The organism is Vibrio sp. ZF57, from assembly GCF_001691235.1.
Classification (GTDB): domain Bacteria; phylum Pseudomonadota; class Gammaproteobacteria; order Enterobacterales; family Vibrionaceae; genus Vibrio; species Vibrio crassostreae_C.
Genome location: NZ_MAKD01000116.1, coordinates 101,630 through 116,545, shown reverse-complemented (window position 1 = coordinate 116,545; position 14,916 = coordinate 101,630). Strand labels below are relative to the sequence as shown.

Annotated in this window: 14 protein-coding genes; 9 read left to right on the top strand and 5 right to left on the bottom strand. The window is 43.6% G+C overall.

Annotation, left to right across the window (positions count from 1 at the left end):
• The first annotated feature begins 29 nt into the window (after positions 1-29).
• Positions 30-1,184 carry a BamA/TamA family outer membrane protein gene (locus A6D97_RS18275; protein ID WP_065584986.1) on the top strand — a complete coding sequence of 385 codons (1,155 nt, stop codon included), beginning with the start codon at positions 30-32 and terminating at the stop codon, positions 1,182-1,184.
• 83 nt (positions 1,185-1,267) lie between these two features.
• Here A6D97_RS18275 and A6D97_RS18270 read toward each other — a convergent pair whose 3' ends face one another.
• The 3 genes from A6D97_RS18270 to A6D97_RS18260 form a co-directional block, all read right to left on the bottom strand.
• A complete protein-coding gene (locus A6D97_RS18270; protein ID WP_017060062.1) occupies positions 1,268-1,825 on the bottom strand; it encodes a PhnA domain-containing protein in 558 nt (185 codons plus the stop codon).
• A 221-nt stretch (positions 1,826-2,046) separates the two neighbouring features.
• A complete protein-coding gene (locus A6D97_RS18265; RefSeq protein ID WP_065584971.1) occupies positions 2,047-4,482 on the bottom strand; it encodes a VolA/Pla-1 family phospholipase in 2,436 nt (811 codons plus the stop codon).
• Between the two features lie 13 nt (positions 4,483-4,495).
• Positions 4,496-5,755 (bottom strand): outer membrane protein transport protein, encoded by a 1,260-nt coding sequence (locus A6D97_RS18260; RefSeq protein WP_065584970.1) that lies wholly within the window; start codon positions 5,753-5,755, stop codon positions 4,496-4,498.
• Positions 5,756-6,113: 358 nt separating this feature from the next.
• Between A6D97_RS18260 and A6D97_RS18255 the strand changes: the two genes are divergently transcribed.
• The gene (locus A6D97_RS18255) at positions 6,114-7,196 is read left to right on the top strand and encodes a site-2 protease family protein (RefSeq protein ID WP_017060065.1); all 1,083 of its coding nucleotides are present in this window, start codon (positions 6,114-6,116) and stop codon (positions 7,194-7,196) included.
• 136 nt (positions 7,197-7,332) lie between these two features.
• Here the strand turns inward: A6D97_RS18255 and A6D97_RS18250 are convergent, their stop codons facing one another.
• On the bottom strand, positions 7,333-8,121 hold the full coding sequence (locus tag A6D97_RS18250) for a M48 family metallopeptidase (protein ID WP_017069658.1): 789 nt from the start codon (positions 8,119-8,121) through the stop codon (positions 7,333-7,335).
• Between the two features lie 139 nt (positions 8,122-8,260).
• Between A6D97_RS18250 and A6D97_RS18245 the strand changes: the two genes are divergently transcribed.
• The 5 genes from A6D97_RS18245 to A6D97_RS18225 all read left to right on the top strand — a co-directional run bounded on the left by A6D97_RS18245 (position 8,261) and on the right by A6D97_RS18225 (position 12,088).
• Complete coding sequence (locus A6D97_RS18245; protein WP_017060067.1) at positions 8,261-8,686, top strand: hotdog fold thioesterase; 426 nt, start codon at positions 8,261-8,263, stop codon at positions 8,684-8,686.
• Positions 8,687-8,781: 95 nt separating this feature from the next.
• Positions 8,782-9,015 carry a DUF3389 domain-containing protein gene (locus tag A6D97_RS18240; protein ID WP_017064605.1) on the top strand — a complete coding sequence of 78 codons (234 nt, stop codon included), beginning with the start codon at positions 8,782-8,784 and terminating at the stop codon, positions 9,013-9,015.
• A gap of 153 nt (positions 9,016-9,168) precedes the next feature.
• Complete coding sequence (locus tag A6D97_RS18235) at positions 9,169-10,860, top strand: SgrR family transcriptional regulator (RefSeq protein ID WP_017069657.1); 1,692 nt, start codon at positions 9,169-9,171, stop codon at positions 10,858-10,860.
• A 49-nt stretch (positions 10,861-10,909) separates the two neighbouring features.
• Positions 10,910-11,815, top strand: a complete 906-nt coding sequence (locus tag A6D97_RS18230) for a DMT family transporter (RefSeq protein WP_065584969.1) — start codon at positions 10,910-10,912, stop codon at positions 11,813-11,815.
• A gap of 21 nt (positions 11,816-11,836) precedes the next feature.
• Positions 11,837-12,088, top strand: a complete 252-nt coding sequence (locus tag A6D97_RS18225; protein ID WP_065584968.1) for a hypothetical protein — start codon at positions 11,837-11,839, stop codon at positions 12,086-12,088.
• Between the two features lie 107 nt (positions 12,089-12,195).
• Here the strand turns inward: A6D97_RS18225 and A6D97_RS18220 are convergent, their stop codons facing one another.
• The gene (locus A6D97_RS18220; protein WP_065584967.1) at positions 12,196-12,804 is read right to left on the bottom strand and encodes a DUF2238 domain-containing protein; all 609 of its coding nucleotides are present in this window, start codon (positions 12,802-12,804) and stop codon (positions 12,196-12,198) included.
• 201 nt (positions 12,805-13,005) lie between these two features.
• On the opposite strand from A6D97_RS18220, the gene A6D97_RS18215 reads away from it, so the two are divergent.
• Positions 13,006-13,845: a 2OG-Fe(II) oxygenase family protein gene (locus A6D97_RS18215; RefSeq protein WP_017060073.1), complete on the top strand. Its 840-nt coding sequence runs from the start codon at positions 13,006-13,008 to the stop codon at positions 13,843-13,845.
• 309 nt (positions 13,846-14,154) lie between these two features.
• A complete protein-coding gene (locus A6D97_RS18210) occupies positions 14,155-14,775 on the top strand; it encodes a DNA-J related domain-containing protein (protein WP_029235437.1) in 621 nt (206 codons plus the stop codon).
• The last annotated feature ends 141 nt before the right edge of the window (positions 14,776-14,916 follow it).

The following is a 14,916-nucleotide window of genomic DNA, read 5'->3' as shown; positions in this document are numbered from 1 at the left end:
ACGCCTCGGTTTTTTTTGAGGCAATTTATATGAACCGCTGTAGTGTGCTTGCGCTATTCTTTAGTTCTTTACTTACCCCTTTTACTTCAATGGCATCTTTTTACGACCCTATTGATGGTCAATTTGATATGGGTCATCATATCGCAGAAAATGCGACTGGATTCTTACCTATACCAATCTTAATTACAGAGCCTGCAGTTGGTTATGGTGGTGGTGTTGCTGGGTTATTCCTACATGAGAGTGAAGAAGAAAAACGAGTTCGTAAAGAAGCTGCATTAAAGGCTATTGATGGTGGCGCGCAACTCGTTCCGTCTGCGATGAGTGTTGTCGGTGCTTTGGGAACTGAAAATGAAACCTGGTTTGTTTTTGGCGGCCACAGACGTTCATGGATGAATGATTCAATTCGTTACACAGGAGGCGGCGGCTTTGGTGTTGCGAATTTGGATTTGTACACATCAATCAACTGGGGCCCCATAGATCATGACCTTAGAATAGGCACGTCAACTTCGGTAGCCGTACTTTCACAAAAGGTGCAGTTCCGGATTGGGCATACGCCTTGGATGTTGGGAATAAAGCAGTTATTAGCTAAGTCTGAGATTGAATTTGATAACATGGTTTTAGACCGAATTTTGGGTAACGAATCGGTTACTTCTGGTTTAGGGTTGGAGGCTGAATATGACACAAGAGATAATTTATTTTATCCAACCAAAGGTTACAAATTGTCTGCAGATTACATGGTGTACGACGATGCGATTGGCAGTGATTACAATTACCGAAATTTGAACATAGATGGCGAAGCCTATATCCCAATTACCAATAAATGGACGTTAGGCTTGGCTGCAAATTATCAAAGCTTCGAACAGCAAGACCTGTTTGTATCACCCACAGCGAAACCGTACGTGTCGTTACGCGGGGTGTCATCTTATCGGTACCAAGGAGATGAGATTGAAACAATCCAAGGCCAATTGACGTATAGCATCACTCATCGTTGGAAGGTGTCTGGGTTTTACGGTTCAGGGGTTGCAAAGCAAGATAACGGCATAAGCCACGACAGTACCGTCAATGCCGGAGGTGTCGGCTTTCGATACCAAATCGCGAGACGTTACGGTTTGCACCTTGGGATGGATTATGCGCAAAGCCATGAAGAACGCGCTATCTACTTTAACGTAGGCAGTGGTTTCTAGAACAACGGAATAGGTTAAATTTTTCCAAGAAAAAAGGCGCTAATTAGCGCCTTTTCGTTTTCTATCACTTTCTTACAGTAAGATTACTTCTTACGGCAGAACTCAGCGATTACGTACATTGATTGACCGCCGTTTGTTTTACCAGAAACAAGCTTAGGATCGTCACCAACGCTGATACCACGAATAACAGTACCTTGCTTAATCACTTGGTTAGTACCTTTGATTGGCAGGTCTTTGATTACTGTTACGTCGTCACCTTTCTTAAGTTCAACGCCATTCACATCAAGAGGCTTGTCATCAGCAGACATGCCGATTTGTGCCCAAACTGATGTTTCTTCTTCAAGGTACATCATGTCTAGCGCGTCCTGAGCCCAGCTTTCTGTGTTCAGACGAGTAAGTTGACGCCATGCCGTTACTTGAACTGGCGCTTCCTGGCTCCACATGCTGTCAGTCAGACAACGCCAGTGGTTGATATCTTTTGGATCGTCAATCTCACCAAGGCATTTGTCACATACCATGATGCCGTGATCCACTGTTACGTGGCTGTGTGGCGGTACTGCATATGCAGTAAGAGAAGAATCAGAACCACATAGTTCACATTTAGATTGGCAGCGTTCTAGCATAGTAGCTTCAGAAGACATAATGGACTCACATTTATTAGGTATTAAATTACGGGGCTATTATCCACTTTATTTGCAATAAAGAAAGAGGTCGTACGGTATTCTGTCTTGATTAATTTTAGCTGAGATCAACCAATTGTGTTTTAAGGTTCTATGCAAACGGTTAACTAGGTACGATGGGATGTCGATAGATACAAAAATGCCAGCGGTTAGGCTGGCATTTGTTTACTTGCAACTATTACTTATTCTAAGAAGGAACCAGTAATGGATCCTGAAGTTAACGCGTTGTCGATCAAGAAGTCTACAGCTTGTGTCTGCATGCTTGCATGATGACCTGCGTCCAAAGGTGTTGGTGTAGTGGTATCTTGCGGTAATACAAATGTACTATGCGCAGCAACATCACTGAACTTAACAAAGTCCTTCGCACCGTCAGGGGTCGTGTTACTCGAATCAACGGCTGTTAGGCCAAGCTTCGTTGCCAACGGTGTGGTTCCCGCGAACGGAGCGTTTGCCACAGTGTTTGGTACTGTATCATCACCTTGTACTTGCCCCATATAAATAGGCAGAACAGGTGAGCCAGAAGCAACTAGATAAGCAGCATTGGTAAATGGGTCAACAGTATCTAACACAGTTTGTGCAGCGTAAGCGAACTGTTGAAAAGCGGCTGTCATGGTTGCTTTCTGTGCTGCAGTCGCGTTTGCTTCAAACGTTTGGTAGCACTGCTTATTAGAAAGACTTCCACAGTTTGCGGTTGCGAAACCTGCGTATTCAGTTGAAGCGCTCAATGCAACGCTGTGCTTAACTTGAGGACCAAACTCTGTAGAACCCAGTAGAAGGTTAGATATCTGACCGCCTGAGTTTTCTATAGCTGCTGCACTGAATGAATAAAGCGAATTAGCTGCGACACTACCGAGCGTACGGTTAGAGGCTGCAACTGCAGTCGTTCCAACAATACCGCCTAGTGAGTGACCTAGAAACTTAACTTGCGAGCCTTTGGTTAAATCAAAACCTTTAAGTGGCGACGCGCCTAACAATGTTGCTTGTGATGATACGGCTAAAGCCGCGCGTAAGCCCATTACATCAAGCGCACTTTGGCGTACGTTATCGCGAGCGACGGGTAAGTTCGCTAAGTTTAGATAAGCCAGAACGTCAGCGTTTGCCGAACGAGTATCATCCAAACTACGTGTACCGTGGAGCGGTAAGTCAATCGCTAAAACAGCTGTTCCGGCTCGTGCTAAGTTGTAGGCAAATGCGTAAGCGTTTTCTTTCGCTGAGGTGATACCGTGTTGGTAGATCACTACATTAGCAGGATCAGAACCATTCGGTGTAAACAACAAGAATTCAACAGCTTCCAATGATTTAACTTGTGGGACAGGAGAGTACTTGGTGAGCACTCTTTCAATATCAAGCGGTGAGCCGTCAACCAGCGTTAAATTTAAACCGATTAACTTCAGCTGTTCAGTTTGACTCGTCGCTAATATGCTTGTGTCGATGCCTGCAGCAACTAACTGGGCTGCCATATTGGCTTGCTCGGCACTATTACTTAAAGTATTTGAGACCTTAGCCAGGCTAGGCATACCCGATTCGAATGGCTGTGCATTCCATTCAGTAGCACTTGTTTCTAGATAATAAGGTAATTGAACGAAACCTTGGCTAACATCAACATTGTCAGTGGCACCGTACATAAGTTCGATGGCTCCTTTGGCTTTCGCGATTGTTGCTGCATCTCCGCCGCCAATGTATTTGTCAAAATCAACATCGTTAGTTAATGCGGTTTTGAACGTTTCAGTAGAAACAAACTGCATTGCGTAAGCTGTTGTAAGGTCGACAGAATTAGGGTTTGCACTGCCTTTCCAGACACCATTAAGGTTTGCAGATGCTAATCCTGTTGCGGTTGCAGCCTTTGTTGCTAAAAGAGAGCTGCCAACCGATTCGGTTGTAAACCACGTCGAATAGATGATGTCTTTGCTATCAAGGCTAACCTTGCCGGCTGCATTGGCCCCTGCAAAGATTGTCTCTACACCCTGAGTTACCTTCTGCGCTTGAGCAAGGCTACCTTCTGTGTAAGTTACTGCACTCGATTTCAGCGCAGCATAACTTGCCGACATGCCAACTGGGTCGCCGTTAACATCCGTTAGTTCATTTGACAGCGCCAACACGTATTCACTTGAAGCATCTAAGGAATCATTGAACACAATTGTGAAGGTGTCAGTTGAGGCACTAGATAGAACGTTGAAATCAACGCCTAAAGTCAATATTCCAGCGACACTAGGTGCAGTTTCAGATGTGAGTGAGCCGCTAAGTTTTAATAGGTAAACCCCACCAGTAGCTACACCGTCAGCTAAGCCAGTACCTTCAAAGTCCATGATAATTGGCATTGAAGTTGACCAGCCATCCATTGTATTCATTGCTGCGATAGGGTTGGTTAATGAGTCATCACCGCCAGTCGGCAAGCCAAGTGTACCGTCGCTAGCATCCATCAACGCGAAACTAGGAAGAGGAACTGCAATATCAGCACCCGTTAATTGAAACTTGATGCTCGTCGCTTGTCCGAGTGAATCTTGAATGTATTGCTCATATTGAATCGCTGTTGACGCACCTGAACTCGAAGAGTCATCACCACAACCAGCAAGAAACATTGCTGAAGCGAGCAGCGAAACATTAAATAACTTTTTCATGTTTTAATTCCGTTTAGTTGAAGGTGTAGTTCATTTGAATTGCAGATAGGTAAGCGACTGCATCACCAGAGAATTCAAGTTCTTGCCCTAGTTCATTGGTTTCTTTGAAGTCACCATCTTTACTTTGTACAAGGGCAAAACCAGCATCGAAGGAAAGGTTAGGGCTGTACTGGTAAGTTAAACCTGCGCTGTACCAGAAACGGTCGCTATCAGGAATACTCAACGTCGCTTCACCAGCTTGCTCGTCATAAGCTAAACCAGCTCTTAAGGTCCATTCTTGGTTTAACTGATAAGTTGCACCCAGTGAGTAACGGTTATTGTCGTCGTAGTCTTCGGTCTTTTTAAAACACTCGCCACTTACACAATCTGAACTTGTCGCTTTAAGCTCTTTGAAGCTACTCCACCCAGTTTGTTGCCACCCGTAGTGAATTGCCCATTGGTAGGTCAATTGGTGGAAAGCTGAAATTTCAATAATCGAAGGCAACGTGATTTTTAGACGTCCTGTTGTTGTCGTAGCACTGCCTTCCACGATGCTGCCCGTGTAATCAGTAAAGTCACCGTCATCAAAGTCGAGGTCTACCTCTGAACGATAAGCGATAGAGAATCGGTTGTTTTCATTCAGTTCATATAACGCGCCCACGTTCCAACCAAATGCAAATGTTTCACCTGTCATACTGATCAGTTTTGTTGAGGCAGGATCTCCAGTGATGTTCGAAATAGAGCCTTGATGACGATTTAGTTCAGCCTCGGCGTAAACAAGGTTCGCACCCACACCAACACTAAACTGGTCGTTAACTCGATACGCCACATTGGGGTTTAAGTTCACTGACACTAGTGAAGTATCACCTGCAAGATCACCCGCATAAATATCGTCTGGGTAATCGGTAGCAACGCCGTAGTTAGAAAACATACCAATGCCCCAAGCCCATTTATCGTTAATAGGGCTGATGTAGTATGCGGCAGGGACGACTTGCAATGGCGCTACGTCTTTAGATACTTGGCTTTGTCCGCCAGAACCTGGAACATTGTTTTGAGTAATATCCACTTCTGGATCAACGATAGAAACCGCGCCTGAAAATTGGGCTGTATCAAATAGGGTCATTGCGGCGGGGTTTCTCGCTAGTACACTCGCGTTATCAGCTACTGCACCTTCACCTGAAAAGGCACGACCAAGACCTGAGGCAGAATGCTCAGCAACTTGGAAACCAGCCGCAAGTGAGTTACATGCAAATAGTACTGAAAGTGAAACGAGAGAGCGTTGTATTGTTTTCATCCTTGACCCTCCTAGGGCATCGAATTTCGTTATTATGGTTTGAAAACACACTGAGCATTTTTGGTGTTGAAGCTCTAATGTAAATGGCATGTTAAATTCATGTTTTATATAAAGTCAAAGAAAGAGTTGTTATTTTGTGAGGTTATGTTTTAAAGGGGCGGCACTTTAACATCAATAATATAAGTATAATCAATAATTTATTCGTGGTTGGAGGTGTGACCAGAGTGTTTATGCATCGTTGCGGTATAAATAGTGTTCAATAGCTCAATATGTAACAACTTTGTTTCTGTTTACCACCATTCGCTAAATCGGCATAATATCGACACTCGTTAGAAGTCATTAAATTGGAATTTTAAGTTTGGAATTACTCGCGATAGAGTTTCTTGGAAAACCGCTTCGTTTAGAAGGATCAATGGCAGGGTGGCAACAGTTGTATTGGGATAACACTTTGGTATCTCAATTAGATGCGACCACAGACCAAGAAGACGCCCGAAAACACGAATTTACACTACGCGCTGGCGAAGAAACGTTGCAGTGTCACGTTGAATCGACCGTTCAGTGGCAACCGTTTGAGATGACGTATAAAGCGTCGGTGAATGGGCAAACCATTACCGAAGGCAATCGAAACACCAAAGATATTGAACAACAAACTCCTGTTGTCGCTCCTAAACCAGAGAAGCGTTTTAGCTTAATTGGGTTGGTGTCGCTTGGTATGAAAGCGCTTAAAAGCGCCAAGCTAATCAAGGTCGTACTTGCTTCTGCGAGTTTAGCGGCCTATTCATGGTTGTTTTCAATTCAGTTCGCTTTGGCCTTAATCGCCTGTTTAATGTTCCATGAGTACGGTCATATTAGAGCGATGAAATACTTCGGCATGAAAACCAAAGGGATCTATTTGATACCATTTCTTGGTGGCTTGGCGTTATCCGATGAAAAGATTAATACGCGTTGGCAAGATGTGGTTATCTCAATCATGGGGCCATTGTTCGGCCTGATATTGTCGTTAGTATTTATGGTGCTGTATTGGGCGACTGGCGAAATGTTCTTTGCCGGCCTTGCAGTATTTAATGCTCTATTAAACCTGTTCAATCTATTGCCGATTTTGCCTCTCGATGGCGGACATGTTCTTAAAAGTATCAGTTTCTCGATGAACAGTGTGCTTGGCATTGTACTTTGTGTCGCGGCTGCCGTTGCTGGTGTGGTATTGAGTTATCAGTTGAATTTAACCCTGTTTGGTTTCTTATTGATCATGGGCAGTGTTGAAATACTGTTTGAATGGAAAGGACGTCATCACAGTCACTTGTTACCGTTAGACAAATACGGGCAAGTCGTGTCGTTCGTTTGGTATGTAGGTTTAGTGAGCAGTTTGATTGGTGTTATCTGGTATTTTGCATCTACTGGTGATCAGCTATTAAGCCTACCATTACAAATTCTTGGTACTTAACGAGTGAGTTTCTGTTGTTGGAATTATCCAGCTGCTTAGTGCACTTGAACTGTTAGCAAGCAAGAAACTGAAAATGCCCTAACCAATATGGATAGGGCATTTTGTATTTACACCAGCTAGGCGATTCTTACTTAGATTACGCTTTGCAATTTGGTCTTGGTGAACCTGATTGAGGAAGCGTTTTTATCGTTGCTTGTAGATCTTTAATACGCGTACTGTGGGAAGGGTGCGTAGAAAGCAACTCTGGCGGTTGATTACCCCCTGATGCTTTCGCCATGTTTTGCCACAAGTTGACACTTTGGTTTGGATCGAAACCTGCTTGAGCCATATACTCTAAACCAACAACATCGGCTTCAGACTCTTGAGTTCGCCCATACGGTAGAATAACGCCATATTGAACGCCTAATCCTAACGCGGCCATCGTCATACCTTGATATTGTTTGTACTCTGATGCACCTAACGCGACATTAGTAATAGACAAGCCAGTATTAGCGATTTGAGACTGAGACAGGCGCTCATTACTGTGGTCTGCAAGAACGTGTGCCACTTCGTGACCGATAACCGTCGCGAGTTGGTCTTGGTTTACTGCAACATTGAGTAAACCCGTGTAGACGCCAATTTTTCCGCCTGGCAGAGCGAACGCGTTCACTTGGTCGCTATCAAAAACCACCACTTCCCATTCACTAAAGCCTTGCTTAGGAATGTGTTGAGTAATACTGTTCGCTACGCACTGTACATAAGCGTTAGTTTTGGCATCTTTACTGATGGGTTGTTCTTTCTTCATTTGTTCAAAAGATTGTGCTCCAAGCTGAGACATGTCTTTATCTGAAAAAAGCAGCAATTGGTTTCTGCCTGTCGGAGAAGCGCTACACGCGGTTAGGCCTGCAAGTGTGAGAAGCGAGGCAAACTTCATCCATGACGTCATACAATATCCTCTGTGTATTCGGTTTTTATGCATGTTAACATCAACTTGCGTAATAGCTAAGGGCTGTAAGATAACTAACAGCGGTAATATAGAAAAAAGCTATGCACGCGATAACAAGATCAATAATTAAGGAACCTATATGAGTATTTGGAAAAAGCCCGTTGACCTAGATACCTTCAACGCGACCTCAAAAAATACCTTAATTGAACACCTCAACATTGTTTACACCGAAGTAAATGACAATTCTTTGGTAGCAACCATGCCGGTTTGTCACTTTACGCACCAACCACTGGGTATGCTTCATGGCGGAGCATCGGTTGTGCTAGCAGAAACGCTTGGCTCATTGGCTGCAAACTTCTGCGTACCAGAAGGCTATTATTGCGTTGGGCTCGATATCAATGCGAACCACGTAAGGTCAATGCGTGAAGGGCATGTCATTGGTACTGCTGAGCCTATTCACTTGGGCGTCTCTACTCAAGTATGGCAGATCAATATCACTGATGATCGTCAACGCTTAGTTTGTACCAGCCGTTTAACCATTGCCGTTAAGAAACATAAGCGATAACAGACTAGGCAGTCGTACGCTGGTTTTGTCTTTAGAAGAAGTAATCAGTACTTAGAACAAGCAATCAGTATTTAAAGAAGTAACCCGAGAAGCCCATGGTCATAACGTTTAAAAGTGGAAAAGTCATCGCAACCGCACATGAATTGGTTGTTCGTTTAGATGGGGAGCATAGAGTCACGCTGCAAGCCCAAGTTGATGCAATTCAATTGATCGGAAAAGGGGCAAATGTTATTTCAGCTAACGGTTCTGAGTGTAAATGGTCGATAAAATTAGACGATGAACAGCAGCTCCGTGAAATCGCTAATGAAATTGGCTGCGATGTAATGTAATCCTTTACGGTAAAGGCACTTAACCCTTAAGATTGAATAACATCTTAGGATGTCGTACTCATAATTCACAATAAAATTGTGTCAGTAATATTGATTTTACGCCATAAAATAGGGAAACTGAATTCAATGTCCTTTGAATAAGTTTTCCTCTTTATGAGCAGCCCAAGACTTCGCGTTCAATTTGAAACCCTGTTTGAATACTTCGATGGTAAAGATTCTGATGTTCAACTCGACGACATCACGGATGTGCTTTGTTGTACCCGTCGTAATGCCCGAATGGTACTCAACAAGCTTGAAGAAGAAGGGTGGGTAGAATGGTTACCTGCAGCAGGTCGAGGAAAGTTATCTCAACTTATCTTTAAACAGAATCGTTGTGATGTCAGCGAGAACTTAGCAAGACGCTACTTGCAGGAAGGAAAAATTGGACAGGCGCTGTCAGTGCTTGATCACAATGCTGCCAAACTCACGCAAGTTATTCAAAACTACTTGGGCGTACAGTATCAAGAAGGCGAACAAGTTATTCGTTTGCCTTATTACCGGCCGCTTTCAATGCTTAACCCAACCAAATCGATGCGTCGTTCAGAGCAACATATCGCTTGTCAGGTATTCAGTGGGTTGACTCGTCTAGATGAGAATGACCAACTTCAACCCGATCTTGCTCATTCATGGCAAAAAATCAGCGATTACCAATGGCGATTCTTCTTGAGACCCGGTGTTCGTTTCCATAACGGGGAACCTCTGTTAACCAATCATGTTGTGGATACACTGCTTGCACTCGAACCTCTCAACATGTTTTCGCATATCAAAGATGTCTCTTCACCTGCAAATTGTGTAGTAGATGTTTTTCTCACACGTCCAGACAAGTATTTTCCCCTCGCACTAACGGAATCGGTCGCTAAAGTCACATTACCGATCACTTTACGTGGTGAAGACTACGATATTCGACCGATTGGAACGGGACCTTATCGCATTGAAAAGAACGACGAAAAACAACTCGTGTTAACCGCTTTTAATGGGTACTTTGGTTTTAGACCGTTAATTGATCGCGTTGAAGTTTGGGTGGTGGATGAGGCTTATTCTTCAATGGTTTACCCAAGCCTATCTAAGCCTGTTATGGCCGACCGTGGCGATAGCGATGAAGTAGAACTCGATCCTGGTTGCACGTATTTACTGCTCAATAGAAAGAAGGGTATTGCACAAGATCCCGCATGGGCACAGTTTTTATCTAACGCGTTGAATGCGGCGGATCTGTTTGTTCATATTCCAAAAGAGACTGTTATCGATTTGGGCGTGTTACACGCTTATGGGATAAAACCCGGTTGGTATGACATAAAGTTAAAAGTGCCCGTTTGTCCACCAGCAGATTCGAAGCCTACCATAAGATTAGCGTATCAATGCCAACACCCAATGTTCCCAACGCTTGCAAAGGCGATTGTCACGGTGCTGAAGCAATACAACGTCGATGTTGATCTTTACGGTTACGAAACCGATCCTCCGCACGCCGATGATGTTGATGTTTGGATTAACCCTATGGGCATCGCCAATAACAGAGACGACGCCTTGGCTGGCTGGTTAATGGACTACAGTTTTCTTGATGAATCTAGCCCGGCAGAGGACTTCGACCAATGGTGTCACATGATTGACCGTTGGCGTTCTGGTGAATTCGAGCAATTCCCAGCACGACAGTTAGGTAAACAACTGGTCCAAAGCAATCAATTGATCCCGATGTTCCATTGCTGGTTAGGCGTTAATAAAGATCAATGTGGTACGTTGCAAAACGCGAAATGTAATGCATTAGGTTGGTTCGACTTTAGCCAAGTTTGGGTGAAGCCTGACGTTGATTGAAATCCAAGAAAACTCAGTTAGGACCAAATAACTCATTTAGGAAAAAACGATGCAAACTCTGATGGTTACATTTATTACGCTGGTGGCATTTGCTGCTAATTCAGTTTTGTGTCGCTGGGCCTTAATGGATCAAACGATTGATCCTTTGAGCTTTTCGATCGTTCGCATCTTATCTGGTGCGCTTACGCTTCTGATTTTATTAACGTTATCTTCCCAATCTAAGTCTAAACGTGAGTTAACAAACAACACATCGGCATATGCAAAACTCAAATCACAGTTTCAATTAACATCAATACTGTCACTGCTCGTGTATATGTTTGGTTTCTCGTTTGCTTACTTAGAGCTTGGCGCAGGTCTTGGTGCGCTGGTGTTGTTTGTCGCAGTGCAATTTACGATGATTGCCGCGCACTTGCTTTCTGGCAACAGAATGTCACTCATTGAGTGGGGCGGGTGTTTGTTATCTGTGGCAGGGCTTGTTTACTTGTTAATGCCAACGGAATCGACTCAAGTACCCGACTTAGTTTCTATTATCTTGATGTCTCTGGCCGGAGTTGGGTGGGGCATTTACACATTGGCAGGAAAGACATCGTCAAACGCACTGCAATCGACCACCGCTAACTTTGGATTCAGTTCGCTAGTTATCCTTTTGGCATTAAGCTTGTTAGTTTTGATTCCTAATGCGTTAACGCAAGTGTCTATCACTGAACAAGGTTTGATTTACGCGGTTATATCGGGCTCTGTGGCTTCTGGTGTGGGTTATAGTTTGTGGTATTACGTGGTGAAAAAGCTGAATACCGTGGTGGCGTCTATTGCACAGCTTTCTGTTCCAGTTATCGCGACACTTGGTGGTGTATTACTTTTATCTGAACCTGTCACCATGCAATTTATAGTCTCATCAACCGTTATACTTCTAGGGATAAGCTTGGTTCTTGTCGCCCCTAAACTTAAGAAATAAAGAGTTCAATCATTAACTTCTATGGCTAAACCAAACAAGAAACAACCGACCAAGACGGTTCAGATTTTCTGTGCCAAATGTAAAACGCAGCTTTTTAAGTATCGGAAAGGTGGCAAAGGTGCACTCGTGAAATGTTTTAAGGAGCGTATCGTTGAAGATTTCACGAAAAAACCATGTGTGTGCCCTGAATGCGGGATTGAATTTGCGCGAGACACTTTGGTTCGAGGTACGCCAGCCTACAAGTTTGTTGGTGGCAAGGTAACGATGAAATAACCTGTCACATTAAAACGAGCAAACAATGCTGAAACTAAAAATGCCACAGCGCAGTTTGTGTGTGGCATTTCAACATTGCTTTTGATACTCAGAGTAAAGAATTGAGCTCAGTAAGCTCTGACACGCCATTGAAGCTTAAGAAGTAATAGCGAGACAATTGCGCCCGTGGTGTCACACAGCATATCTTTCTGTGCATCCCAAATATCGCCTTGTGAACCAAGGAATGCGATACCTTCATCACCACCTGCGATCTCCGCGTACCACCACTCGATAATTTCATAACCTGCAGCAACACTCATAATCGCAAATAGCGCAAAGAAACATGCCAGCACCGGTTGAGCCAGTTTTTTACGAATCAAGTACTCAGCGAGTGGGTAAGCATAAAGGCCAATTGAGAAATGCGCGACACGATCAAAGTTATTACGCTCAGAACCTATCATGTTGTTGAACCAATCAAATGGCACTTCTGCGAAGGTATATTTCGCGCCTATCGTATGCAAAATTAGCCAGATAAACATTAAAACGTAAGCTGTCTTAGTGAAGGTGAGCTTTGTTGATAACCACCAAATACCCACCAATATCGCGAGCGCTGGGACAATTTCGGCAATCCACACCGCTCTTGAAGAGGGAGCGAACGCTGAAAATAGAAACACAGTCAGATACAGCGTCGTCAATGACAGCAATGGTCGATTTTGAGCAAGTGGCGTGATTGTCATATCAAGATCTCTCGTCGAAGTTTTTAATAGTGTTACACAATAATGAACAGTGTTCAATTGGGTCTTAATCACCAGATTTGTTGAAAAGTGGTGTTATCGCCCAGTATCTAGACAAACGGTTGCGAGAGTTTCACAAAAGTTTGATTTACAACAAAGCGATCCTTAAAATCGCTCTATTACTACATAACAAGAAAGAAAGTCATGAAACTGGAAACTGTCGATTACCTTGCTGACGACGCAGCAGAACAATTTGTTCGCTCTCTACGTGAAACTGGTTTTGGTGTTCTTAAGAACCACCCAATCCCGAAAGAGCTTGTTGAGTCAATTTACGAAAACTGGTACCAATTCTTCATCTCTGAAGAAAAAGAGAACTTCCACTTTAATGTTGAAACACAAGATGGATATTTTCCACCTTCAGTGTCTGAAGTTGCTAAGGGCCACACTGTAAAAGACATCAAAGAGTACTTTCACGTATACCCATGGGGTCAAATCCCTGAGCAGCTGAAAGAACAGATTCTAGATTACTACCAACGTGCGAATGCTTTTGCTCAAGAGCTGCTAGGTTGGGTTGAAGCTCATGCTCCTAAAGAAGTACAAGAGAAATTCTCTATTGCGTTATCAGAAATGATCAACGGCAGTGAACAGACTCTGCTTCGTGTTCTTCACTACCCACCAATGCAAGGTGATGAAGAGCCAGGTGCAATCCGCGCTGCGGCACACGAAGACATCAACTTACTGACGGTTCTTCCTGCTGCAAGCGAGCCGGGCCTTCAAGTTAAAGCTCAAAATGACGAGTGGCTAGATGTTCCATGTGACTTCGGTAACATGATCATCAACATCGGTGACATGCTTCAAGAAGCATCTGGTGGTTACTTCCCATCGACAACTCACCGTGTAATCAACCCATCAGGTGAACGCCAAGAGAAGTCTCGTATCTCTTTGCCTCTATTCCTTCACCCGAAACCAGAAGTAGTGCTATCTGAAAAGTACACAGCAAACGAATACCTAATGGAACGTCTAAGAGAGCTTGGCGTTATCTAGTCAGTTCAATGCTTCGTCCCTAAAATTGGGATATATGTGAAAGGTCAGCTAAGTCGCTGACCTTTTTTGTATCCGTACCAAAGAATTGCGGCTTTATTACTAACGGTTGTATTCAACGAAATGGTACTCAGTTTTGACGATAAAAGGTGCCTTTAAGCCAAACGTTAGAAAGTTGTTTGTCCTTAAGCTCGACAAATCTTAGAAAATCGCTTTCAATTAAAGAAGATACGCAACGGATGCGAAACAGGTTACTTATAGTATCCACAGTTCTAGAAATCCATTAATTCAGAGAAGCTAACTGAGTCAACTATGTCGAATTATCAAGATGTGAGAGCAAACTTTCATTGCCATATGGAAAACCCATTGCTTTGGCCGATAATGGAAGTGCTTAAGCAAAAGCCAAGCGGATGGAAAGTACACACATTGGCAGCTCATCTGAACGATCTTGGGTTTGTGCCAGTGTTGGATGCTGTGCCTGAGAAAGAGTTGTTTAAAAAGAACTTCCTTATCATGAATGCGCTTTATCAGCTTCAAGAAACCTTACACCCAGATGGTTGGCTCCAAGTCCAAGCGATGGACATCGAATTGATGAATGGTCGTTATCACGGAAGCAGTCACAGCATCGATCATCAAGACCCACTTCGAGAATACTACATTAATTGGGTTAACTATGAAGCGGATGAAGGTGAAGTCAAAAGGCTGTTGAACGAATTTTGGACTCGGTATAGAAAGTATGTGGGTGGTGATGAACTCGATATGGATCGAAGTCGAGCATTGAACCTGTTTGAGTTACCTTTAGACGCGACACACCATGAAATTAGAAAACGTTGGCGACAACTGGCATTGAGATGGCATCCGGACAGAGACGAAGGCAACACCGCAAAATTTCAGACGCTCTGTGAAGCATGGCATGTATTAAGAAGCTCATAATCGACAGGCATTTTTAGCTGTCTAATTGCTTAGAACCCTAAAACAGAAAGCCCCACATTGTGAGTGACACAAGTGGGGCTTTGTCGTTATTACGTTATGTTTTGGGTAACTACGTTATGTGCTGTAGCGACTTAAGTTATT